We start from the raw sequence: 24,785 nt of genomic DNA on the forward strand, positions 1-24,785 counted from the left end.
GAATGAATAAAACAAAACAGTTTCTACAAATAGGAATTTTAGGATTCATTTTGACACTTGGGCTAGTAGGATGTCAGGCACAAGATACCAAAACAGTTCATCCACAATCTCACTTTGATAATCAAGGAGATTTGCATGAAACGACTAAAAATACAAATTCACTTCCGACTTTTGTGAAAAATTTAGATTCTCAAATTGGAGAGATTTATAAATTGGCTGCACAAAATCAACAACTTCTTCAATCGATTCCTTGTTATTGTGGATGTGGCGAAAGTGTCGATCATCGCAGTAGTAAAGATTGTTTTGTGAAAGAAATGAAGCAAAATGGGCAAGTAACATGGGATTCACACGGTACGAAATGTGGAACTTGTTTAGAAATAGCTGCCGAATCCGTTTCTTTACAAAAACAAGGGAAAACTGTTAAAGAAATCCGAGAATATATCGATAATAAATACAAAGATGACTTTGCGAAACCAACACCTACCCCAAAGCCAATGTAAGTCATAACTGTAATATAGTAAGATGAAATTGTGTCAGGCTTAAATCACGTTTATCCTGAAAAGGAGAATCATGACCGGCCCACGGACAGAATCCGAAACTCGCGTCTCTCGTATGGTTGGTAGAAATGTCTACTTCCTTCGAGAATATCGTGGATTTTCTCGAGTTCAGCTTGTAAAAAAAACAGGCTACAGTCAACTTGGCTTTATCGAGAAGGGGAAAAAGAATGGTCATGGAAGTCTACCTTCTGTTTCCGCAGATCAACTAGTAACTTTCGCAAAGGAACTGGAAACAACACCTCAATGGTTGCTGACAGAGCATAAAAATCCGATTCATTTCCTTCCATGCGACATGGGAGTCTTCGATTTTACAACACTTTGTCCAGATACAAAAAACTTTTATGCTAGTGTAGTCGGCAAGAAAGTTCGACAATGGAGGGAAGAGAGACGGTGGACATTGGATAGACTCGTTGACGAAATGAGAGCAAGAGGAGCACGGATTGACAAAAGTGGTCTTGCACAATTCGAGAGACACTACAAAAACCATGGTGTTTCCGTAGATCATTTCATGATCTACGTTGAAATTATGGAAACAACTCCTCACAAACTGCTCCTGAGACAAAGCTAGACAACTGAATAGGGATAAACGGACCTCTAAGATTAGGTTATAGCCATTCTCTTAGAGGTCCTAATTTATGGATTAAACAATCCCGCCAACTACTTCGTTGAGGTGGAGGATTCTTGGGTAAACCCATCTAAAAACGCATTCTCCTGATGATTATCAAGAGAATGCTCAGTTCACTTTTCCTATAAAGGCTCAGCCCCCACAATCCCCAAATGCTTAGGGTCTTTCTCATAAATTGCTCGTTGGAGAAAGTGGCTGTCGTGCTGTTCATCCAACACTTCTAATTTACAAAATGACGAAAGGGAAACTGCATGTTCTAGATCTTCTGCTGTTTGAATCCGCACACCATTTAATCGATGGATAATGTCTCCTGTCTTGATTCCTAAATTTGCCGCAGGAGTTTGCGGGAGTACAGCTAAAACTTTCAAACCCTTTTCATCTGAGACAAAAAGTGGTGCTTTCCGTCTCTCCATAAATCGGCTCCAGAGGTACATGATCTCATGTCCAAACAAAGCGAAGATTGCTCCCATCCATACCCAGTGACTATACATAGTCGCAAGCCATAATAGGAGAGATAAGACACCTGCATAAACAAGCGTAAGTGTTGAGATGAGCCTCTTCTTTTGTTTTAGCGGTTTGGAACAATTTTTACTGGCAAAGCTAATCACGATAGGCAACGGAAGCCATCCAGCCGAAGTACATACAACCAAAGATATGGGCCAAGATTTGGCTAAAAGGTAGCCAGGAACGCTTTTTCCAGATATATGAGGAAGTCTTACTGGCGTACTAGATACAGATCCTTCCAAACGGATGAGAATCCATTCCAGATAGTGAGCAAATGCAACGATATAGAGCCAGTTTAAAACAGAAAAATGCTCTACAACGTGATACCACTTCACTAACCCAATCGGTAAGACGGTAATATGCATGTAAGGTAAGAGCAAATGCAACAAAGCCAAAAAACCAACTGAATAAGAAATGCACGCAAATCTACGCCGAAAGATAGCAAAACTGATGGTACAAATCCATACTAAGAGCAGCTCTTCCTTCGTAACGGTATACAAAGAGAAAGACAGAGCAAAGGATAGGAAAAAACCTGCCAATAAGCCATAAAAACATGTTCGCAGGATCGTTGGAATCGGTGATTCTAAAATGTTTCCAAAATGCTTCCGCTCTAAGAGGTTCGTATAGATCGTAAAGATGATTGGTAGTAGCAATGCGACAATCCACAGTGGTTCTGTCCAAAGAGATATCCAAGTTTTAATAAACTCCAGATGCAAGTGAAACCCCCTCCAGTGCAAACATCACTAAGTGGGAGTTTCGACATAAGTACCAATTATTCCTTTAAGTTCATTGTTTATTCACTAATATGTTCCAAAAATTGGATAGCAGTTTGCAATTGCTTATCATTTTTAGGATCGCGGAGCACATTTTGATAAGCCGTCGCTAAAGCGTTAGCAGTCTTTGGATCTAACTGACCATTCACAGGAATGTTATTGGACTTTTGGAAGTTCTTTAATGCAGACTCTGTCTGTACATCAAAATAACCATCCGTTCTCCCAGGTTTTAGACCTAGTGCGTCTAGTATCAACTGCATGTTTTTCACATCTGTCCCATTGCTATCTTGTTTCCATGTTTTCTTTCCTTCTGGCAAATTCGCCTGTGTAAAGGTAAATGGCTGTACTTCAATGTTTGGTGATAGTCCCTTTGTTCCTCCATGTTGATCAATCCAAGTACCATTAGGAGTTAACCATTTTGCAATCGTTAATTTGATATTACTACCATCTGAAAATTCAACACTGGATTGAACACTACCTTTGCCATATGTTTTTTGACCAATAACGGTGTAGCCTCCTGATTGTTGGAAAGCCGCTGCCATTATTTCTGCTGCACTTGCACTGCTATTATCTACAAGCAAGGTAATAGGATAAGATTTTACTTTGGTTGCTTTGGCTCGATATACGGATTTATTGCCTGCTTTGTCTTGTGTAGAAACAATCAGTTTTCCTTCCGGTAATAACTGTTCACACATTTTTACAACCACAGAGAGAAGACCTCCTGGGTTACCGCGCAGATCAATAACAAGACCTTTCATATTCTGTTTTTCCAACTGCGCAATGGACGTGAAAAATTCTTTGTCTGTGGTTTGGGAAAATTGAGAGATTCCAATATAACCAATATGGTTATCCATCATTTTATTACTCACTGTTTTTTGCGGAATTTCTTTTCTCACAGCTGTAACAGCAAAAGGTGCTCCGCCATTGCGAACTACTTCCAAAGTGACTTTTGAACCTTTTGGCCCTCTTATTTTGGCGACTGCTTCATTCAAGGTAAGCCCTACAATACTTTTTCCATCTACTTTTCTGATTTGGTCATTCACTTGTAAACCTGCATGTTCTGCTGGAGAATCTTTAACGATCGATTCAATCGTTACTTGTCCCTCTTTTAGAACAACGCCTGCTCCTATCCCAGAAAAAGAAGAATTCATAATAGAGGAGAGAAATTGTTTTGCTTCTTGGGGATTCATGTATTCCGAATGCGGGTCACCAAGTGCTGCTATCATCCCACGGAGAGCTCCATCCATAAGTGCTTGATCCGTAATGTTCCGAACATAATTTTGACGAATAGTATCAAATGTTTTCTTTAATTTCTCTTCATAGTTCTTGTAAGCTTGGGATTCACTTGTAACTTGACTTGGTGCTTTTTCTGTCTCATCATTCATAAAGAACAAAGCAGTTAGCAAACTGCCTAGAGCCATTCCGGCAATTACCATCAGTGCAACTGTTCTACTGCGAAAAGTCATATCTTTCGTCCTTTCTTTTCAGCACCATTATGATCTATTTTAGGTAAACCTAAAACGGAAACATGCAAGATAACCCGTCCATTTTGGTTCTACTCTAACATATTCCTATCGTTTGAGAAATAGAAGGAGGACATCTTTCACGCTATCAAGCGCAATAGATGTCCTGTGCTTCTTCTTCTATACAAAAAGCCTATTAACCGCCAAAGTATCCCATAGGATCTTTTGCAGGCGGTTTTGCTCCATGACCAATACGCACTTCAAAATGAAGGTGAGGTCCAGTAGAGTGACCATTGTTCCCAATAGCAGAGATCACGTCTCCCTTGCTTACTTCTTGTCCTACTTTTACTTTTACTTGATTTGGATAACTATGCGCATACCTAGTGTAGAAAGGCAGTCCATTATATTCACCATGATAGATAGTAATTAACCATCCATATCCCGAAGAGGCCCTGCTTTCCACTACCACACCGTCGGCTGCAGCCTTATATGGAATTCCTACTTTACCCTGTGTTCCAAAATCGATCCCCTCATGTTGTCTCCCCCAACGGAATTTAAATCCAGAGGTAATAGGATAAGCAAGAGGTTTTTGGAGCGGCCCAGTATATGCAAATTTTAATTTCCCACTGTTAATTAAGTCTTTATTGATTTCAATTAACTCTGACTCATTTGCTTCTTCAATGCTTTTTAGTTCTGCTAATTTATCCTTATCTTTCTTAATGATTCCCATCATCTTATTAAAAGCTACTTTCGATTTATCCACTTCTTTTTGTTGGACTGCAATGAGTTTATTTAAGCTATCGATTTTTTTCTGAACAAGTGCCGTAGCAGCTTTTCGTTGAGCCAATAAAGAGTAATCTTGCTGTGCCATCAAGCGTACATATTCGAATCGAAGCAAAAACTCATTAAAAGAACCTGCTTGCAACAAGAGAGACATATATCCCATTTCGCCATTTTCATACAATTCACGGAGTCGTGTGTTGAATTTCTTTTGATAGATAACTTCGTACTCTTCTGCTTTTTTCTTTTCTACAGATACTGTTTCGACTTGTTCTTGGATACCATCAATCTTCTTCTGGCTATCTTGCATTTGTTTACTATATTTTTGTAATGTCGTATTACCTTCAGCAATCGAGTCCAATACTTTATTCTTTTGCTCCCGAATCTCCAATAACTCTTCTCGTTTTGTTTTAGCATCTACTTCCGTGCCACCGATAATTGTACTTGCACTAACTAAGAGTGCAATCGTAGCAGAGAGTATGCGTTTTGTATTTTTCAACTCCACGTCCTCCCAGAATGTAGCCAATTACGTTATGTATGGCATTGGATTAACTGCTTTCCCATTGAGATGCACTTCAAAATGAAGGTGTGAACCAGTTGAACGTCCGTTATTTCCGATGTCAGCGATCCACTGACCTTTTCTTACACGATCCCCTACAGAAACGCGGACGGTACTCCGGTACATATGTCCATATAATGTAGATAAACCATCAGAATGTTTGATAACAATGTAATATCCATAACCCTCTGGATCAGATTTAGCTAGAATGACAACACCAGAATCAGCAGCAACAATTTTTTTGCCTTTATCATCATCCATATCAATACCTTTGTGTTGTCGACCCCAACGATAACCATACCCTGAAGTGATCGTTCCTGCTGCTGGTTTCATTAATCTACCAGTACCATAATTTCCAGTATATTGTTGAGATGCTATTCTTTCCAATCTCTCTTGTTCTTTGATAGCAGCTTCTGTCACTTGTTCATCGTGTTTAATGTTTGCAAGTTCCTTGTCAAGCGCCTTTGTTTTCTTTTCAATTTCCTCTACTTTTGCTTTTGATTGGGCAAACAAAGGCTGTAATTTAGCGCGTAATTGTTCTGTTGATTTTTTTGATTTTTGTATTGCTTCCGCTGTTGCATTAAGCTCTTGTAACAAAACACTATCCGTCTTCACAATAAGGCGAATACCTTCTATTCGAGCCAAAAACTCAGAAAATGATTTTGCTGACACTAATTGACTCATATATCCCATCTCACCAGTTTTGTAGAGATGGACAACCCGTTTATTTAGCTGCGCTTTTTGTTGTTGCAGTAATTTCTCATTCTCTATGATATCTTTGTTGTTTTGCTCCAATTGAGCATCATACTCTGCCATTTTTTTCTCAATCGGAGCAATTTCTTTCTTTAACTTGTTTAGCTCAATTTGCGCTTTACCAAGTTCAGTATGCTTCGTTTTCTCGTTTTTTTGCAATTCTTTTAATTTTTCTTGTTGTTTTGATTTTGTGGTTTCTGCGCCAGCATCTGCTACCCCTATACTCCATGCTAGCACTATAGCAAGGCCTGCAGTGAATACTCGCTTCATAAAACCCCTCCCAAGTTCGTTGATGAATCGATCTATATTTTGAGGAACTTTCGAACAGAGAGTACACTACCAAAAATCCCAATAATGGCACCTAAAATAAATGTACTGACAGCTAGGTAAGATCCTAATGAGGTAACTGGCATCATTTGAATCACCGTGTATGCTGCACCGGAATTAATGGTATTGTAAAACGCTTGGTACAAGATGAGTAAGATACCAATTGGAAGTATAGCTCCTGTTATCCCGATAAAAGCCCCTTCAATGAAGAACGGCCAACGAATAAACCAGTTACTAGCACCTACCAAGCGCATTACTTCAATCTCTTTTCTTCTAGCAATAATGGTCAATTTAATTGTATTGGAGATCAAAAATGCAGCTAAGACAGATAGAGCTAAACCAAAAATAAGAATAACATTTCGTACCACACCTGAAAAACCGAGGAGAGTTTGTGTTACTCCACCACCAGAGTCAGCAGCAACAATTCCTGAAATTTTCTTCGCTTCTGCTTCTAACTGTTTTACCTTCTTTGGGTCCTTTGGTTCCAAACGAATAATATCTGGTAATGGGTTTTGATCGCCTGACTTCAGACCCTCAATAAAGTTAGCATCGCCCCAACTTTTCTTCATCTCTTCCAGACCTTTGTCTTTTGGAACGAGATCAGCTGTTTTTACCAATGGATTTTGTTTTAATTTATTGAGTATTTCTACTTGCTTTGCAGCAGGTGTTCCATCTTGAAGGGAAGCACGCACAGCAAGCTGCTTGTCCAACTCTTTCGTCAGATAGTTAATATTAAACGCAAAAATAAGGAACACTCCAAAGATCAAGAGTGTCACTGCTACCGTACCCATTGCCGCAAAGCTCATCCATGAGTTCTTCATGATTCCGCGATACGCTTCGCGAAAATGGCGACCTGTGGTTTCAATCTTCATAACCGTATTCGCCCTCCAATTCGTCTCGCACAATCACGCCTTGTTCGATTGCAATAACACGTTGGCGCATCGTATTTACGATTTCTTTGTTGTGTGTAGCCATAACGACAGTGGTTCCCCGAGCATTAATCTCTTCGAGGAGATACATAATATCCCAAGAGTTTTCTGGATCTAAGTTACCAGTAGGCTCGTCCGCAATAATGAATGTCGGATTGTTTACGATTGCCCTAGCAATGGATACCCTCTGCTGCTCTCCACCAGACAACTGAGATGGCAGAGCCTTCATCCGATCACCTAACCCCACTAACTCTAGAACTTCTTGCACGCGAGGTCTCATTTCGCGTTTTGGTGTTTCTACTGCTTCCATAGCAAAGGCCACGTTCTCATAAGCCGATAAGTGCGGCAACAACTTATAGTCTTGAAACACAACGCCAATCCGCCGGCGTACATAAGGAATTTTCCAATCTCGGACACGTTTTACGTTTACTCCATTGATTAAAACTACACCATGAGTTGGCTTTTCTTCTCGGTACATCAGCTTGATAAAAGAACTTTTACCAGCACCACTGGGCCCTACTATATAGACAAATTCACCTTGGTCTACTTTCACATCAATCCCACGAAGAGCTTCAATTCCATTGGGATAGACTTTCCATACATCATGCATTTCTATCATAAAATCACCTTCCGTTTTTGCACAGCGTTTGTCGTTAGCGATTTTTCCTATCACAAGGGATAGGTAGTCAGGTATTTCTCGAAAGCTTTCCAAGTTTCCTCTTTTAATAGAGATATTGAGATCGTCATAAAGAATATTATGCTAATGAATCATAAATTGGCAATCCAAAAATAGGAAATACCAAGTTACTCTTCCTATCCATGTTTGTTTTCAGGTCTAAATTTCCTTTTCCGCTAAAAACCTGTTTCCTATTATAGCATCATTCTTAACGTTTCCTAGACTAATATTTTTCAAAATGATGATATATTCAAACTTGACAGCAAAAAATCTCCAGTATAGACAATCCCTACTGGAGACTCATTATAACATGATCTGCTCTTTTTCTATGTTGGCAAGAAAAACCAAATAGTTAGAATGCGATGAGTTCTTGCGTAGCCTGGACAGTCTTTAACCATTTTTTTATGTTATCTACATACTCGGCCCGCTGTTTGATCTGTTTTTCTACTTGGATCTTAGCTGTTCCGCCTTCACTCTTTCTTGCTTCCACTACTTGCTCTTCTGCTAAAAATTCATAAAGGTCCTCTTGTACAATCGGAGAAAACTGTTGATATTCTTCCAAAGACAACTCTAGTAAGTATTTTTGCTGCGAAATCGCATAAAGAACTGTTTTACCAGTTATTTCATGAGCTTCGCGAAAAGGAATACCTTTTGCAGCGAGATAATCCGCTAAGTCCGTTGCATTGGAATAACTCTGTTGTATATTTTTCAACATATTTTCTTTTTTCACCGTCATTGTTTCGATCACATCACGCATTAAAACAAGACAGTTTTCCGACGTCTCCACTGCATCAAACAAAGCCTCTTTGTCCTCTTGCATATCTTTGTTAAAACTCAATGGCAATGCTTTTAACATCGTAAGCAATCCTACTAAACTGCCAAATACCCTACCACTTTTTCCTCTCACCAGCTCAGGAATATCTGGGTTTTTCTTTTGCGGCATCATGCTGCTGCCTGTGCAGTAAGCATCATCTAGCTCCACATATTGAAACTCTTCGCTCGACCAGAGAATGAGCTCCTCAGCTAAACGAGAAAGATGTACCATAATCAAAGAGAGAGCAGAGATTAACTCAACGATATAATCGCGGTCACTCACTGCATCCATGCTATTTTCATAGATATTAGCAAAGTGCAGACGTTTCTGAACATACTGCCGATCGATTGGGAACGTAGTACCTGCAATCGCCCCAGCACCAAGCGGACACGTATCTGTTCGTTTATAACTATCTACGAGACGACCCATATCTCTTTCCAACATACTTGCATATGCTAGCAAGTGATGAGCAAACCGCACAGGTTGAGCACGTTGCAAGTGAGTATATCCAGGGAGAAGCGTGTCCACATTATTTTCTGCTTGTTTGATAATCGCTTCTGATAGAGCTACAACAGATTCTACTAGCTCAGCTGTCTTTCTTCGCGTGTAGAGGTGAACATCTAAAGCACTCTGATCATTTCTGCTTCTGCCAGTATGTAATTTTCCTCCAACTGGTCCAACCAGATCAATCAACATTTTCTCGATATTCATATGAATATCTTCATGTTCTACTGTATAGATTAATTCACCAGATTTTGCTTTCTCCAACAGCATTATCAATCCATCGCGGATCGTCTTTGTTTCTTCCTCTGTCAAAATTTCTTGTGCCCCTAGCATCTCGACATGAACAATACTCCCTACAATATCTTCGATTACTAGTTTTTGGTCAAAAGAGATGGATGCTTGGAATTCAAGCGCTAGTTGATCCGTCGACTTGGTAAAGCGCCCGCCCCAAAGTTTCATCTGCTTTCACCTCATCTTCATGTATAGTTGCATAAATATGCGTAGGTAATCCCCATAATTTGATAAAACCAACTGCTGCTTGATGATCAAATGTATCATCTGTAGAATATGTTGCTAATTGTTCATTATATAAGGAGTGCTCTGATTCTCTACCTGTAACAACAACCGTTCCTTTGTATAATTTCACCCGAACATTTCCTGTTACAAATTTTTGTGTTTCATCAACAAACGCGTCCAAAGCTAATTTTAACGGAGAGAACCAAAGACCATCATATGCTAATTCTGCCCATTTCTGTTCGATTGCAGGTTTGAAACGTGCGACATCTCGTGTTAAAGTCAGATGCTCTAATTCTCTATGCGCAGTGATCAAAGTGATAGCTGCTGGACATTCATATACTTCACGGGACTTGATTCCCACCAGACGATTTTCTACATGATCAATTCTTCCTACTCCATGCGAACCTGCTATCTGATTTAGGTTGGTAATTAATTGGTGCAAAGGAAGCTCGATTCCATCTAAAGCAGTTGGAATTCCTTTTTCAAATGTGATCACTACTTCTGTTGCTTCATCTGGTGTTGCATCTATGGGATTGGTTAGCTCATAAGCACCTTCTGGTGGAGCTGTCCACGGATTTTCTAATACACCACATTCACAACTGCGGCCCCATAAATTTTGGTCCACACTGTAAGGGTTATCTAGATCAATCGGGATTGGAATATGGTGTTCCTGTGCATATTTGATCTCTTCATCACGAGACATTGCCCACTCTCGAACAGGTGCGATCACTTTGAGGTTTGGATTCAATGCTTGCACAGATAGATCAAACCGCACTTGGTCATTACCTTTTCCTGTACAGCCATGAGCTACCGCCACTGCTCCTTCTGCTTCTGCAACTTGAACGAGAATTTGAGAAATAAGAGGACGGGATAATGCCGACACAAGCGGATACTTGCCCTCATACATCGCATTTGCTTTTAATGCTGAAGCGAGGAAGTGATTGGCATAATATTCTTTCGCATCGACCACGATTGATTTTACCGCACCAACTTTCAAAGCTTTCTCTTTTACAAAATCTAAATCTTTTCCTTCTCCAACATCAAGTGCCACTGCAATCACATCATAGCCATAATTTTCGGTTAACCAACGAATTGCAACAGAAGTATCTAAACCGCCTGAATAGGCGAGGACAATTTTATCTTTACTCACTATCATCCGCTCCTTTGTTAAATAAAAATTCATCTCAATGAGTTATTATACATGATTGCGTATAAAAAAGAACAGAAAAAAATTTTTCCTGCATGTGAATCCCTGATATAAAATAAGAGAGATAGTGCATTTCAGCTCTCCCTATAGAGAAAAAGGAGACAAGATGGCTAAGCGTGCAACTTCTGCTACGGAAGCAACTGTATGCTTCTGGGAAGAGAAGGTCCAGCAGGTACTAAAGCCCAAGCTGAATTCTAACCAGCTTAAGCAGTTCAAGCAGCAAATCTCGAAAATAGTAGACGAAGGCATCCGTAACTTTGGGTTCTGTCGCTTGGACTGGACCCACGAGTCAACTGGTGCGATCAACTGTGTCCTCTATGAAATGGGAGTAAATCAAACTCCAAAGCATCCAGTGCTTACAGAGTCTACTCTTAACCTCGTCCGGATAGAGGGTGTACAGAAGCCCGTTTGGCAGCAGTAAGTTGCTACCCCGCAGGTTCAGATGACAAAAGTCTTCTGAACCTGCACCACTTTAGCCTAATGTTTGATAAGATAGATTTGTTAACAATTCCGCTTTGATCTTCCAAAGGACAGAAATATGACAAAGTCGTCCACTTCCGATAATTCCGTTGACGCTACTATTGCTTACTGGGTAGAAAAGCTTAAACTGAACAGTGACCAGGCTTACCAGTTCAAGCAGTCCATCGAGAATTACATTCATAATGAGTTGAACAGTGGTCGCACCTGTGTTCTTCATCTTCGGACAGGAATTATTCGTAATTTCTTCCTCGAAGCTGACCTCACGGTACAAGGTCTTTCTTGGATTGAAACGCATACTACCTCATCTTCCGTAGATGAAAAGTGTGTCGGTTCGCCTGCTTATGCGACCGTTTGGCAAAAGCGGCGGTAATTGTTAAAAACCAGACTCAGGGACTACTGTCTCTGGGTCTGGTCTGGTTTTATCGATACAAATGAGGCGGCGGTAGCCGCTCCTCTGGATTGAGGAGTGCTACCGCCGTTTGGCTCAGTTGTTCTCGTCGCCCTCGCAGGCCGAAGTGGGTACGCCACCCGTGGTGCCGCCGGAGTTCTCACCGGAGTAGTCCTCGCCCGAGGTCTCCTCCTGAGGGATCTCCTCCTCCAAGTCGAAGTCGTCGTGCTTCGGCTTGGCGGGCTTCGCCGGCTTGGCGGGCTTCGCCGGCTTGGCGGGCTTCACCGGTTCGGCGGGCTTCGCCGGGGCCGGAGCAGGCTTCGCCGGGGCCGGAGCGGGCTTCGCCGGGGCCGGAGCCGGAGCGGGCTTGGCGCCACCACCTGAGGGGCCACCGTACTTGGCAGCGTAACCGACCGGGTCCATCTCGATGTTCGAGTTGCTCATCGCGGAGTTGGTCGGGCAGTCCTTCGGCTTGTCCTCGTCCTTGTTGACGCCACAGGCGCCGACGCCGATGAGCGACACGACAGCTGCAGAGGCAATGAGCGCGCGCTTGCTACGCATGGTGTGTCCTTCCTGAACACGTTAACTGATCCTTATTTCTAGTCTATAATCTTTTTATAATTCATACAAGCATTTTTATTTTGTAGATAAAAATATTCCTATTGCTTTTTTGGAGATACTAAGAATAACTCTTTTCCAATATGAACGAAACTTATCTCTAAATATTCCTAAGTTGCCCTTTTCCTTGTATAAAACGTATATTTATCGACAATTAACAAATAACAATACCTTTTACATTCACCTATAGTTGTACTCACAAATTGTTCCGTCTAAAATGGATACTAAGTTTATATAGAAGGAGTATCTCTTGACCATGATTCGAATATTAGCATATAGCAAATCAGGAGAATTACACGAAGATCTTCCATTAAATGAGATAAAACAAAAAAGATCCGAATTAGCATGGTATTGGGTCGACTTCAACAAACCGACGAAAAAAGAAGCAGAAGAACTTTATCAAATGGGTTTTCATGAATTAGCTATCCAAGATTGCCTGCATTTGCAACAACGCACAAAATTAGATGACTATGAAGACTATCATTTTTTTGTACTAAATGCGATTGATCAAAAAAATTTAAGACCAAAAGAAATAGATATCTTTCAACATCAGCAATATGTCGTAACGTTTCACTATAAAGAACAACCTGAAATTGATGCTGTATGGGACTGTATGAAGAAAGACTCCAACGCGCAATCGCTTGGATCTCGTTATATCTGTTATAAGATCATGGATAAAGTAGCCGATTCTTTCTTTCCTTTGGCTGAAAAGCTAGAAGATCGTATAACAGCAATTGGTGTCCGACCAGAAGTCACCGGGCGCATGCAGAAACAGATGAATGAACTATTTCACATTCGTCGCAGTCTGCTTCGCCTCCGTCATGTTATCTGGCCATTTCGAGATCTGGTTTTCCGGATTACCCAGTCCGAACACCTCTCTGGAAAAGGGGAAGAACGTCGGTACTACATGGATGTCTATGACTATTTATTAAAACTTAGTACAATGATTGATTCTAGCCGCGACATGACTTCCGATATCCGGGATAATCATATCTCCCTCAACTCCAACCGGATGAATTCGATTATGATGACCTTAACGGTTATCACGACGATCTTTATGCCGCTGACTTTCATTGCCGGAATATATGGAATGAATTTTGAATATATGCCGGAATTAAAATGGCATTATGGGTATTTTTTTGTGCTAGGATGTATGTTTGCTATCAGCATAGGGATGTTTCTCTGGTTTAAACACAAAGGATGGTTTTTTAAAGAATGAAGAGAATCTTATTTACATTGGGCACATTCGCACTCTTAACTGGCTGCTCTTTGTCAGTAGAACCCAAACTTTCGTCAATCCAACCAGCATCAACAAAACAAATAACCATAAACACAACTTCCACACTGCCAACCGAAGCTCAAGAAATAAAGCTTTACCAGGACAGTAAACCAAAAGAGTGGGGAGAGAAGGTAACGGGTGTGATTCAAAAACTCCCTACAGAGGAAAAAGTGATCGCACTGACCTTTGATGCATGTGGGGGTGAACATGGTAGTGGATACGATGAAGCTATTATTCAATATTTGACAAAACAACAAATCCCAGCAACTTTATTTATTAATTCGAGATGGATTGATGCAAATCCGACCATATTTCAAAAACTAGCGAACAATCCTTTGTTTGAAATAGAAAACCATGGCACCGAACACCGTCCCCTGTCTGTTAATGGACGCAGTATATATGGAATAAGTGGCACAAAAAATATTGCTGATGCGTATGCAGAAGTGTATGGAAATCACCAGAAAATAAAACAACTTACCGGAAAAGCACCAAAATTTTTCCGCTCTGGAACAGCTTACTATGATGACGTAGCAGTTAAAATAGCAGAGGATCTTGGGGAAATACCAGTTAACTTTGATATTATCGGGGATGCTGGTGCAACCTATAATGCTTTTCAGGTGGATCAATCGATGCAAAAGGCGAAGGCTGGTTCGATTATTATTTTGCATATGAATCAACCAAATAGTGGTACAGCAGAAGGAATTCAAAAGGCTATACCTCGATTGATAGAAAAAGGCTATCGGTTTGTGAAGTTGGAGACGTATTTGGACAATCCATAACAAACAAAAACCTCCTATTTTGGAGGTTTTATTATCTATTTCAATTTTTTTATTATGTGCGCTGGGTGTGTATTCTTTTCTTTTTGTGAATGACACACCCTGTTCATGGGCTTCTAGATAAAACCAGAAGCCCATGAACAATGACATTGACTACGACATACGCCGCTTCTCCGGCGGCTCAGGTAGCGGGGGGACCCACCGCGTATTGTCGTGATCAGTTACGAGGGCTACAAGGTGCGCATTTTCACTGGGAGAAACCTTCTTACCCTCAATCTCGATACTGTCAATACCGAAAGGATCATCGTACGGCTTGATACGGTTGGAAGTATAACCAACACGTACAGTTACAACTCCGATGTCTTTCACGTTGAGTGAACCAGTATGCTTTGTCACCTTTGGATCAGGCATTTCTCCTCCTAAGTCGGAAAACAGATCTTACGTTTTTATTATCCCACATTGACAAATTTATAGAAACTATTTTTAAAATAATTTATTATCTTTCTACAATCAAAAATGGCTTTAACATGCTCTTGATAAAGAACAAAAAACGACTTCTTATAAAAAGAAGTCGTTTTCATGCTGCTTACTTAACTGCCAGCGGCAAGAAATAAGATAAATCTTGGGTAATATCTTAGCCATCCCCGCAGAAGGTTCTCCCCCTTAGAAAGAAAACAAATAGTAGTTTTCGACACCTACTGTCTTTACCCTTAAATCCACTCTCTTTTCGATAAACAATCAATTAATGCCTTATATAAACATTAGATTTCTATTTTTGGTGAGGGTACTCTCTTGTTACGAAGAGTACCCTCAAACTGATGAAAACTTACTTCATCAGCCGAGCGTAGGCCGCCTTGCGACCATTGAACCAACTCACACGCTCCAAAACATGCTCATGCGACAGACCAGGCACTGCCAGAAAGTCATGAAATTGATGCAACTGCGTGAGCGCATATTCCAGATTCCCAACGTCCCAAGGAGGCAGACCATCACGGCGACGGCGAAGATACTCCTCCACATTCGGAATCAGTTCAGCGGCTTCCGCCTTGCAGTCAGCCATCTTCTTGTCCAGACGCTGGCGAGTCTCGTCAACCGACATATCTCTATCTTTCTGTAGTAGAGGAATTACGAAAGGATGATTTATCCTTATACCTATCATACAATACCTTCTTAAAAACTCAATCTACTCCATTGACAAACATAAACTCTTACATATACTTTTATGTAAAAAAACGACTTCTTATAAAAAGAAGTCGTTTTCATACTGCTTACTTAACTGCCAGCGGCAAAAAATAAGATAAATCTTGGGTAATATCTTGTCCAACCCTTCCTAAAATCGCAGAAGGTTGTCCACCGATGAGAAACGAGCCAAAAAGTAGTTTTCCTGTATAAGGACCACCTGCTGTCTCCACCGTTAACGTTGGTAAATCCACTCGTTCTTGGTAAACCATCGGTTGATCCCAGTAATGCTTTGCTTGATCCGAAGTTTCCATTTCACCATCAGCTCGAAATAAGGAGACTGCTCCACCTTCTCGACCGAAGTAGGGCTTTCTTACATAAGGTAACTTCTTATGAAATTGGTTTTCCAAATAAGTAGGAAGGCAGTATGCTTCCACTATTTCCCGTTCTTCTGGTGTAAAAAATATTTCTGATTCATATAAGTTCCAGATAAGTGCTTGCAGTGCTTTTGTTTGCGTGATAAAAGCTGTTGGTGGATTGATAAAGGCAATTCTTTTTTTAGCTGCTAGTTCTAATAGCTTAGCACCAATCGGAAAGCCTTTGCTTGTCCGATCCTTTGCAATAATTTCAAGCGCATGGAGACGATATAAAACATCGATTGGTTGAAAATCACCATTTGGCATTCTCGCGGTCAATCGTTCTTTCGATGGGTCATAAGCCAATTCTGAAAGAGGAGAATAAAACCCTGGTAAATTTGATTTTTGTAATAAATATTTTGTTGTTCCACGATCTTCATCATCGTTTGAATCACAACAAAATGCAATATGTTCGGTAGCAAATCCATTTGCTCGATAATTTTCAAGCAGATCATGGAACATGTGTTTAAAGTCCAAATCTGTTCCTTCGTTCATATTCTCTACTTGATAATACTTGCAAACTTCTCCATTGACAAAGAAAGCTTCCACAATACTTGTTGGTGTATCACTATTAAACTCAAGCATTTTCAACCCTTGTGGAGTATAAGCAAAATCAAATCTACCGATAGCAGTTACCGCTTTATAGTTGGTAGTTAGCTGAATTGCTGACCATGTTTCGGCAGGAAATCCGAGTTCACTCCAGAGTTCTTTGGAACCCAGTCGTACTACTTCAGCTACCCGATCAAATAAAGTTCCTAATAGTTTGGTAGCGTGCCTAATCTCTGCAAATATAGATCGATCAACAGATGCAAATGATGCAAGGGCGTATTCCTTACCTTCCCAATGATCCCATGAAAAAATATTTCTTATTGGTTCATAAATGCGTTTGTGATGTTGATGATATTCACCCGCCACTACTGGATGAGGTGTCGCTATCATAAACGATATATGCCTCCCGCTTGCCATCAATTACAACATAGGAATCTGGGTCAATGAGTTCGGATGTGTCATCATCACAATATTGATCATTATCATTATCATAGCAAAGAGTATAATCATCCAAATCATTCTTATCACCACAACCGGCTAAAAGAAGCATACTTGAAGCGAATAAAGTTACGACGTATTTGCTTTTCATCCATTTCCTCCCATTGTATGAGTCATATTTTGTTTCTTTTGCTTACGTGTCCAACCAGCAAGCAATACTAACACTACTAATATTATATTGACTACATACTGAATCCAAGGAAATTCTGCAATAAACTTATGAATTATTGGTTCTTCCGCAATCATTCCTCCCGCTGTCCAAGCAAGTACTGCAGAACCGATATATAAAATCATTGGATATTTATCTACCAATTTGATAAAGAGTGTACTTCCCCATACTACAAGTGGAACACTGATCAAAAGTCCAATTACTACCAATAAAACACTACCATGTGCAGCTCCACCTACTGCTAATACATTATCCAGACTCATAATCGTATCTGCTAATATCACGGTGCGAAGTGCAGACCAAAAATTGTTACCTGCTTTCACGTCTTCATGATTATCGTTATCTGCTAGTAAATTATAAGAGATCCAAAGAAGTACTAGACCTCCTACTAAAAGCAACCCAGGTATCTTTAATAGATAAACAATGGTTACCGTTGCAATCACTCGAAGCGTAATTGCACCCACTGTCCCCCATACAATTACTTTTTTCCTTTGATCTACTGGTAACTTTCGAGCTGCTAAACCAATTACAATCGCGTTATCACCAGCAAGTACGAGGTCAATAACCAGAATGGTTAGTAGACTTGACAAAAACTGTAGTGAAAATATCTCCATTTCCATTTTTACCCTTCCTTTCTTGAGCATAATAAAGACCTTTACTGCTAGCATCAACAAAAAAATTGCTAGAAGTAAAGGTCTCGCAAACAACATTTTCGTTGCCAACAAAGCCGGAGATTGCTCCCGTAATGACGACTTTATTGTGTCAGCTACTCCCCTTTATCTTATAAAGGCGATATTTTTATCATCTCCATCATACTTGACCCTAGGAAAAACTGTCAAGCGCATTCAAAATTTTACCAACCTATTGTTATTTTAAATTTATTTTGCATTTTGCAATATCTTGATGATTTCCTTGTTTTTACTCTCATTTGCTAACTGTAAAGCTGTTTTCCCTTGGCTATTTTTCTTTTTACGATCTACTTTTTTAGTAGATAAGAGAGCTAAAACAGCAGACTTTTTCTGTTTGGAAACTGCCTCCATCAATGGTGTTGTTCCATACTCATCCACACTATTTACATCAGCACCACGTGCGATTAATAATTCGATTGTATACAGATTTCCTCTTCTGACAGCAGTTTGAATAGCAGATTCCTTGTACTTATTTTTTATATTAGGGTTTGCTCCCTTGTCTAATAATGCTTTGATAGCAGGATATTGACTTGAATCGATCGCTTCTATTAATAATGCATCTTGTTCGCTAGTGGCAAAGTTAGGATTCAGACCATTTGCAAGCAACACTTGAAACTGATCTGTTTTGCGTAATGAACGATATGCTAGGCTCTCTTTATCTGAATTAATTACGTCTACTTTTAATCCTTTAGAGACCAAAAATTTGACTGTTTCATTTATATTTGCTCTTATTTCTTGAAACATTACAGTTTCACCTTTGAAATTGGTTGCTTTTATATTTGCTCCTCTTTGGATTAAAGCTTCTATCATCTCAATATTTCCTGTTTCCACTGCTTTCCATAGTACTGTTTCTCCATCTTTATTCGTATAATTCACCTTCGCCCCTAACGTTAAAAGCGTTTCAACCATAGAGATATCTTCTTTCTCGACTGCTATTTCTAATAAAGAGGTTCCGTTCTCATCCGTTTTATTTACGTTCGCCTTATAACTAGCTAATAGATTGACAATGTCTATGTTTCCATGCTCTACCGCAATTTGCAGAGGAGCATAGTCATCTTCATTAACCCCATTTGGATTTGCACCTTTTTGGAGCATAGCTTCGATAACGGCGTAATTATCGTCACGAATTGCATCGATCACAGCTTCCATATCTTTTGGATCAACTTCATTTTTTGTTTCGGTACGATTATCATCTCCTGTTATCTGACCAATTCCATATAAAACGGCAGCGATCACTCCTGCAAACAAGAAAAGAACAATAATAATATCTCTCGCTTTCATCCCTAACCCTCTTTCCTATAGTCTGCTTTCATTATTACTTGTTTGGAGCATAAAAAAAACCACCATTTAATAGGCGGCTTAAAACATTCTTTTGGAACGTCGATTTGGAAATCGAGGTGTATTATTATCTTCTGTATTTGCTGTATTATCTGCATCTTTACGCAGTGATGGGTAAGCAGCTTTATTTCCTGCTGTCCGTCGAATAGGATTACGCGTATTATTTACAGTAGTACTGGATGTATTAGTAGTAGAGTTCAGCGGAGTTCTTCTCGAAAATGAGGAACGTTTGTTTAACGCACTATTTTCTGTTAGGGATGTGTTTCGGGATGTAAGAAGATTGGATTTAAATTGTTGTCTATTCATTTGTCGTTCAGAGACATCTGAATCTTGTACAACAGGAAGGCTGAGATCCTCCTCTTCTTGCAAATAATCCTTTGTATCTTCTCCCTCTTTTTGAACTACTTCTACATATTCTTGCTTCTCCAGTTCAAGCACATCTTCTCGAGGTTGACGACGAGGTAGATGCTGAGACGCTTGTTTCCGTTGTTGGCGCGCTAAAGTAGAGCGCCTCACTTTCTCGACGGAAATCCGGTTCGAGCTATCTACTTCCCCATCTGGAAAATATGTACTCAACTCATCTACTTCTTTGCTACGCTTACTACTTATTAGTGCAGATAAAACAATAATAGCAACAACTACAAGTACTACGCCAATCCAAAAGATTGGACTCATCACTAAACTCATCATGTTGTATCCTCCATTCCCCGGGAAATGTTACTCTCCCCGAAAAGTTGGTTTCCTCTTCTCTAGAAATGCGTCCATCCCTTCCAACCGATCCGCTGTTTGAAAGGTAAGTCCAAAGTAAGTAGCCTCCAGTTGTAATGCTTTATCCAAAGGTATCTCTAAACCATTATGAATGGATTTTTTCACATATTGAAGTGCAATTGGTGCCAGTTTTGCTAATTTTTTTGCAAACGCTTTTGCTTCTGGTAATAATTGATCGTTTGGAAGTACTTTTTGAATAAGCCCTAATCTCCATGCTTCTTCACTTGAAAACAATTCTCCAGAGAAAAGATAGTATTTTGCATTTTTCTCACCAATGGCGCGGGATAATCGCTGGGTTCCACCATACCCTGGTATAGTTCCAAGATTTATCTCTGGCTGACCAAACTTCGCCGACTCAGCTGCAAAGATAACATCACCAGCAAGTGCTAATTCACAACCTCCACCAAGAGCAAAACCATTCACTGCCATTATAACAGGGATCGGCATATTCTCAAGCCTATCAAATACCGTCTGCCCAAGTAAAGCCTGTTTTTCAGCATCGATTGCATTTTCTATCAATCTTAGCTCTGATATATCAGCTCCAGCTGCAAATGCCTTCTGACCAGCCCCTGTCACAATAAGAACTTTTATTTCTTCAAGGGACTCCACATGATGCAATGCTTCTGTTAACTCTGTCAACATTTGTTGGTTTAATGCATTTAATACTTTTGTACGTGATAGAGTGAGTATGCCAATAGATTGTTCTACTTCCAGGGTAATACAGTTCCAACTTGTCATTTGCACCGCCCCTATTGAGAATATTCCCCATTTTATCATAAGAAAGCGAGCCCTCCAAATGATAGAGAGTTCGCTTTCTTGTTAGTGCTTGTTTTCCACTTGTTTTTTGAGGAAAGCTTCCATAAATACATGAATGCTTCCATCCATTACTGCTTGAACATTGCCATTTTCAACCGAAGTACGATGATCTTTTACGAGACTGTAAGGGTGAAAAACATAAGAACGAATCTGATTACCCCAGCCGATCTCTGTCTGTTCCCCTTTGATCTCATTTAATTTCTTCTCTTGTTCTTCCAATTTTTGTTCATAAAGACGCGCTTTTAAAACCTTCATTGCCTTATCTCGGTTTTTGATCTGAGATCGCTCTGATTGACAAGTAACCACCACGCCAGTTGGTATATGTGTTATACGTACAGCAGAGTCGGTTGTGTTGATATGCTGTCCGCCAGCACCGCTCGCGCGATACGTGTCTACTTTGATATCTTCAGTCCGGATTTCGACTTCGACATCATCATCTAGCTCTGGAACCACATTTACAGATGCAAAAGAAGTATGCCTGCGTCCAGATGCATCAAAAGGGGAGATACGAACTAAGCGATGGACACCCTTTTCTGTTCGAAGATACCCATAAGCATTTACTCCTTTTACGAGTAAGGTAACGCTTTTTAATCCGGCTTCATCCCCAGGCAGATAGTCAATCATCTCAATCTTAAATCCATTCTTTTCTGCCCAACGTGTATACATCCGGAGCAACATCTCTGCCCAATCTTGGGATTCTGTTCCACCAGCTCCAGGATGAAGCTCCAAAATAGCTGAATTCCGATCATATGGCCCGCTTAAAAGTTGTTGTAGTTCAAATGCATTTACTTGCTGTTGAAATGTTTTTAAGCTTGCTTGACACTCACTTAACAGGGATGGATCTTCTTCCTCTTGGAGCAGCTCCAATAATATTTGTAAATCATCTTTTTGTGTGGTGAGTGCTTGAACCTGATCGATAATTTCTTTTACCTCACGAAGCTCTGCGATTTTTTGCTGAGCCTGCTGCTGGTCATTCCAAAACGATTCATCAGCCATTTCAGCTTCCAGAGTTGTAAGTTTCGCCTGTCTATCCTCTAAGTCAAAGAGACCCCCTAAGATCAGCGAAACGTTTTGCTGTAATTTGAAACTCTTGTTTTAATGCTTGTAAATCCAAGTCAGTCAACCCCTCGTGTTATTTCTTATAATGACAGTTTTTGTATTTCTTCCCACTTCCACATGGACATGGATCGTTTCTGCCTACTTTGTCAGAACGACGAAGAGGTACTACTTTTGGTCTTTCTTCTCCCGTGTCTCCACCTGAAATCGGAGTTACATTAGTCGCAACATCTTCTCGTGTCAGTGTTTCTTCCTCTTGTACAACTGCTTTCATTACATATTTCACAACTTCTTCTTGAATTTCTTGGACCATAGCCTCAAACATCGCAAATCCTTCAAACTGATAAGAACGCAGTGGGTTGTCTTGTCCATATGCACGTAAGTGAATCCCTTGACGAAGCTGTTCCATTGCATCGATATGATCCATCCATTTGCGGTCAACGGTACGCAGAACAACCACTTTGGAGAATTCATTCATTCGCTCTTCCCCAAGCTCTACTCTACGTTCTTCATAATATGTTTTTGCTGCTTCATAAAGATATTCTTTTAATTGATCTGGGTCCATCTCTTCTAGGTCATCTTCATCAATCCGGCCTTCAGGTATGACATTGCCCTCCATATAATCTTGAATAGCTTCTAACTCCCATTCTTCTTCATCACTACCAGAAGTATGGACTTCCACAATTCGCTCTATCTCTGCTTTTATCATCGGAAGAACAACATCATCCATCTTTTCGCTAGTCAGCACTTGACGTCTTTGTTTATAGATGATTTCCCTTTGCTGATTGAGAACATCATCATATTGCAAGACCCATCGTCTAGCATCGAAGTTATTATTCTCCACTTGTTTTTGTGCATTCGCAATCGATCTCGTAAATATATTTCCTTCCAATGGCTCCCCATCACCCATAGCACGACTGATCATCGATTTCATTCGATCAGGAACAAATCGCCGCATCAAATCATCTTCAAAGGAAAGATAGAACTGGGTAGAACCAGGATCACCCTGACGTCCTGCACGTCCACGTAACTGATTATCGATCCGTCTGCTCTCATGGCGTTCGGTACCAATCACATGTAGCCCGCCAAGGTCTGCAACTTTTTCACCCAGCATAATATCTGTACCACGACCAGCCATGTTGGTAGCAATGGTCACCGCACCATACTGACCTGCTGCTGAGATAATTTCTGCTTCTTTCTCGTGGTTTTTCGCATTTAAAACTTGGTGTGGAATACCTTTTCGTTTTAGTAAAAGCGATAATTTTTCTGAGTTCTCAATAGATACAGTACCTACTAGTACAGGTCTTCCTACCGAGTGAAGTTGTTCAATCTGTTCGATAACAGCTTGAAACTTTTCTTTTACCGTTTTGTACAAAACGTCAGACATGTCTTGACGGATCATCGGTTGATTAGTTGGTACGATCACCACATCCATGTTATAAATACGGCGGAACTCTTCTTCCTCTGTCTTAGCAGTACCTGTCATACCAGATAGCTTTTCATAAAGACGGAAATAATTTTGCAAGGTAACCGTAGCAAGTGTCATGCTTTCATGCTGCACTTGGATATTTTCTTTTGCTTCAATTGCTTGATGCAACCCGTCACTATAGCGGCGACCATGCATCAAACGTCCTGTAAATTCATCAACAATGACTACACCGTGTTCGGCATCAACTACATAATCTTGATCTCGATGCATCGTTACATGCGCTTTTAAAGCTTGCAGGACATGGTGGTTCAAAGTGATATTTTTCATGTCATACAGGTTATCTATTTTAAGGGCATTCTCTACTTTCTTTACCCCTTCATCCGTTAAAGCAATTTGTTTTGTTTTCACGTCAAGCGAGTAGTCTTCTTCTGCTTTCAAACGACTCACTACACGATCAGCTGTATAATAAAGATCTGTCGCTTTATTCGCCTGTCCACTAATGATAAGGGGAGTTCTGGCTTCATCGATCAAAATACTATCCACTTCGTCGACAATAGCAAAATGAAGCTCTTTTTGAGTCAGCTGTTCTTGATAAGCTACCATGTTATCTCGCAAATAATCAAAGCCAAACTCATTGTTGGTACCATATGTGATATCAGCCTGATATGCTGCCCTTTTTTCTTCAGGGGACATAAATGGAACATTCAACCCAACGGTAAGTCCTAGAAACTCAAAAATTTGTCCCATCCACTCTTTATCTCGTCGAGCAAGATAATCGTTGACAGTAACAATATGAACACCCTTGCCGGTCAGTGCATTCAGATAGGCTGGTAAAGTGGAAACAAGGGTTTTCCCTTCCCCTGTGCGCATCTCGGCAATATCCCCATTGTGAAGCACCATGCCCCCAACCAACTGAACTCGGAAGTGCCGCATACCAAGAACCCTCTTGGATGCTTCACGAGTTACGGCAAATGCTTCTGGCAGGAGATCATCTAACGATTCTCCTTTACTGAGACGTTCTTTAAATTCTGCTGTCTTTCCACGAAGTTCATCATCAGATAAGCTGGCAATAGAATCTTCCATGCCATCGATCTGATCCGCAATTTGAAAATACTTTTTTACTTGACGCTCATTTGGGTCAAGTAAGCGTTTTAGCGTTTTTAACATCCAAATTTCCTCCTGCACAATCTATCTATAACCAATCGCTTTTCCTGTAAGTAAACATACTATCTACTAGTGTAACAAAAAAAAGTTAATTTTTCACTTCATCCCGTTAACATTCCGTTTCAACGGTAAAAGACCTAGTTTCGAGTCATGAAACTAGGTTTAATTCGACAATCTTATCATACT

General features: G+C 40.3%; 25 protein-coding genes. 5 read left to right on the forward strand and 20 right to left on the reverse strand.

What is annotated here, in order from left to right; all coding sequences use genetic code 11:
• The first annotated feature begins 2 nt into the window (after window positions 1-2).
• Together GSM42_RS03475 and GSM42_RS03480 are read left to right on the forward strand one after the other, a co-directional pair.
• Complete coding sequence (locus GSM42_RS03475) at window positions 3-500, forward strand: PCYCGC motif-containing (lipo)protein (RefSeq protein ID WP_160800073.1); 498 nt, start codon at window positions 3-5, stop codon at window positions 498-500.
• Between the two features lie 70 nt (window positions 501-570).
• Complete coding sequence (locus GSM42_RS03480) at window positions 571-1,125, forward strand: helix-turn-helix domain-containing protein (protein WP_160800076.1); 555 nt, start codon at window positions 571-573, stop codon at window positions 1,123-1,125.
• Window positions 1,126-1,304: 179 nt separating this feature from the next.
• Here the strand turns inward: GSM42_RS03480 and GSM42_RS03485 are convergent, their stop codons facing one another.
• From GSM42_RS03485 to GSM42_RS03520, 8 genes are all read right to left on the reverse strand, one after another.
• Entirely contained in the window at window positions 1,305-2,402 is a 1,098-nt protein-coding gene (locus GSM42_RS03485; RefSeq protein ID WP_160800079.1) for a PDZ domain-containing protein, read from the reverse strand.
• A gap of 77 nt (window positions 2,403-2,479) precedes the next feature.
• Window positions 2,480-3,925 (reverse strand): S41 family peptidase, encoded by a 1,446-nt coding sequence (locus GSM42_RS03490; RefSeq protein ID WP_160800082.1) that lies wholly within the window; start codon window positions 3,923-3,925, stop codon window positions 2,480-2,482.
• A gap of 193 nt (window positions 3,926-4,118) precedes the next feature.
• Entirely contained in the window at window positions 4,119-5,201 is a 1,083-nt protein-coding gene (locus GSM42_RS03495; RefSeq protein ID WP_160800083.1) for a murein hydrolase activator EnvC family protein, read from the reverse strand.
• Between the two features lie 27 nt (window positions 5,202-5,228).
• On the reverse strand, window positions 5,229-6,284 hold the full coding sequence (locus GSM42_RS03500) for a murein hydrolase activator EnvC family protein (RefSeq protein WP_160800086.1): 1,056 nt from the start codon (window positions 6,282-6,284) through the stop codon (window positions 5,229-5,231).
• A 32-nt stretch (window positions 6,285-6,316) separates the two neighbouring features.
• A complete protein-coding gene (ftsX, locus tag GSM42_RS03505; RefSeq protein WP_160800088.1) occupies window positions 6,317-7,213 on the reverse strand; it encodes a permease-like cell division protein FtsX in 897 nt (298 codons plus the stop codon).
• Window positions 7,203-7,889 (reverse strand): cell division ATP-binding protein FtsE, encoded by a 687-nt coding sequence (ftsE, locus tag GSM42_RS03510; RefSeq protein WP_160800456.1) that lies wholly within the window; start codon window positions 7,887-7,889, stop codon window positions 7,203-7,205. Before ftsE ends, ftsX begins: the two co-directional genes overlap by 11 nt.
• Window positions 7,890-8,298: 409 nt before the next feature.
• Window positions 8,299-9,723, reverse strand: a complete 1,425-nt coding sequence (gene argH / locus GSM42_RS03515) for an argininosuccinate lyase (RefSeq protein ID WP_160800091.1) — start codon at window positions 9,721-9,723, stop codon at window positions 8,299-8,301.
• Window positions 9,671-10,930 (reverse strand): argininosuccinate synthase, encoded by a 1,260-nt coding sequence (locus GSM42_RS03520; RefSeq protein WP_160800094.1) that lies wholly within the window; start codon window positions 10,928-10,930, stop codon window positions 9,671-9,673. The genes argH and GSM42_RS03520 overlap by 53 nt, the downstream gene beginning before the upstream one ends.
• Window positions 10,931-11,093: 163 nt before the next feature.
• On the opposite strand from GSM42_RS03520, the gene GSM42_RS03525 reads away from it, so the two are divergent.
• The gene (locus GSM42_RS03525; RefSeq protein WP_160800096.1) at window positions 11,094-11,408 is read left to right on the forward strand and encodes a hypothetical protein; all 315 of its coding nucleotides are present in this window, start codon (window positions 11,094-11,096) and stop codon (window positions 11,406-11,408) included.
• Window positions 11,409-11,459: 51 nt separating this feature from the next.
• Here GSM42_RS03525 and GSM42_RS03530 read toward each other — a convergent pair whose 3' ends face one another.
• Complete coding sequence (locus GSM42_RS03530) at window positions 11,460-11,762, reverse strand: hypothetical protein (protein WP_160800099.1); 303 nt, start codon at window positions 11,760-11,762, stop codon at window positions 11,460-11,462.
• 189 nt (window positions 11,763-11,951) lie between these two features.
• Entirely contained in the window at window positions 11,952-12,416 is a 465-nt protein-coding gene (locus GSM42_RS20340) for a hypothetical protein (protein WP_202404765.1), read from the reverse strand.
• 313 nt (window positions 12,417-12,729) lie between these two features.
• On the opposite strand from GSM42_RS20340, the gene corA reads away from it, so the two are divergent.
• Both corA and GSM42_RS03545 read left to right on the forward strand, forming a co-directional pair.
• Window positions 12,730-13,692 carry a magnesium/cobalt transporter CorA gene (gene corA / locus GSM42_RS03540; protein WP_160800102.1) on the forward strand — a complete coding sequence of 321 codons (963 nt, stop codon included), beginning with the start codon at window positions 12,730-12,732 and terminating at the stop codon, window positions 13,690-13,692.
• Entirely contained in the window at window positions 13,689-14,531 is an 843-nt protein-coding gene (locus GSM42_RS03545) for a polysaccharide deacetylase family protein (protein WP_160800105.1), read from the forward strand. The genes corA and GSM42_RS03545 overlap by 4 nt, the downstream gene beginning before the upstream one ends.
• A gap of 150 nt (window positions 14,532-14,681) precedes the next feature.
• Here GSM42_RS03545 and GSM42_RS03550 read toward each other — a convergent pair whose 3' ends face one another.
• The 10 genes from GSM42_RS03550 to secA all read right to left on the reverse strand — a co-directional run bounded on the left by GSM42_RS03550 (window position 14,682) and on the right by secA (window position 24,602).
• On the reverse strand, window positions 14,682-14,939 hold the full coding sequence (locus tag GSM42_RS03550; protein WP_160800108.1) for a hypothetical protein: 258 nt from the start codon (window positions 14,937-14,939) through the stop codon (window positions 14,682-14,684).
• Window positions 14,940-15,354: 415 nt separating this feature from the next.
• On the reverse strand, window positions 15,355-15,627 hold the full coding sequence (locus GSM42_RS03555) for a hypothetical protein (protein WP_160800111.1): 273 nt from the start codon (window positions 15,625-15,627) through the stop codon (window positions 15,355-15,357).
• 169 nt (window positions 15,628-15,796) lie between these two features.
• On the reverse strand, window positions 15,797-17,062 hold the full coding sequence (locus GSM42_RS03560; protein WP_160800113.1) for a glutathionylspermidine synthase family protein: 1,266 nt from the start codon (window positions 17,060-17,062) through the stop codon (window positions 15,797-15,799).
• Complete coding sequence (locus tag GSM42_RS03565) at window positions 17,028-17,261, reverse strand: hypothetical protein (RefSeq protein ID WP_160800116.1); 234 nt, start codon at window positions 17,259-17,261, stop codon at window positions 17,028-17,030. The genes GSM42_RS03560 and GSM42_RS03565 overlap by 35 nt, the downstream gene beginning before the upstream one ends.
• The gene (locus GSM42_RS03570) at window positions 17,258-17,953 is read right to left on the reverse strand and encodes a TerC family protein (RefSeq protein ID WP_160800457.1); all 696 of its coding nucleotides are present in this window, start codon (window positions 17,951-17,953) and stop codon (window positions 17,258-17,260) included. Before GSM42_RS03570 ends, GSM42_RS03565 begins: the two co-directional genes overlap by 4 nt.
• Before the next feature lie 264 nt (window positions 17,954-18,217).
• Window positions 18,218-19,309 carry an ankyrin repeat domain-containing protein gene (locus GSM42_RS03575; RefSeq protein WP_160800118.1) on the reverse strand — a complete coding sequence of 364 codons (1,092 nt, stop codon included), beginning with the start codon at window positions 19,307-19,309 and terminating at the stop codon, window positions 18,218-18,220.
• Between the two features lie 78 nt (window positions 19,310-19,387).
• Window positions 19,388-20,056, reverse strand: a complete 669-nt coding sequence (locus GSM42_RS03580; protein WP_160800121.1) for a hypothetical protein — start codon at window positions 20,054-20,056, stop codon at window positions 19,388-19,390.
• Window positions 20,057-20,083: 27 nt separating this feature from the next.
• On the reverse strand, window positions 20,084-20,872 hold the full coding sequence (locus GSM42_RS03585; protein WP_160800124.1) for an enoyl-CoA hydratase/isomerase family protein: 789 nt from the start codon (window positions 20,870-20,872) through the stop codon (window positions 20,084-20,086).
• Between the two features lie 81 nt (window positions 20,873-20,953).
• A protein-coding gene (gene prfB / locus GSM42_RS03590) for a peptide chain release factor 2 (protein WP_202404766.1) occupies window positions 20,954-22,064 on the reverse strand; the annotation gives its coding sequence in 2 pieces (ribosomal slippage) (window positions 20,954-21,991 and window positions 21,993-22,064; 1,110 coding nt in all).
• Window positions 22,065-22,082: 18 nt separating this feature from the next.
• A complete protein-coding gene (secA, locus tag GSM42_RS03595) occupies window positions 22,083-24,602 on the reverse strand; it encodes a preprotein translocase subunit SecA (RefSeq protein WP_160800126.1) in 2,520 nt (839 codons plus the stop codon).
• Window positions 24,603-24,785 lie beyond the last annotated feature (183 nt).

Source organism: Shimazuella alba (assembly GCF_009831235.1).
GTDB lineage: Bacteria > Bacillota > Bacilli > Thermoactinomycetales > Thermoactinomycetaceae > Shimazuella > Shimazuella alba.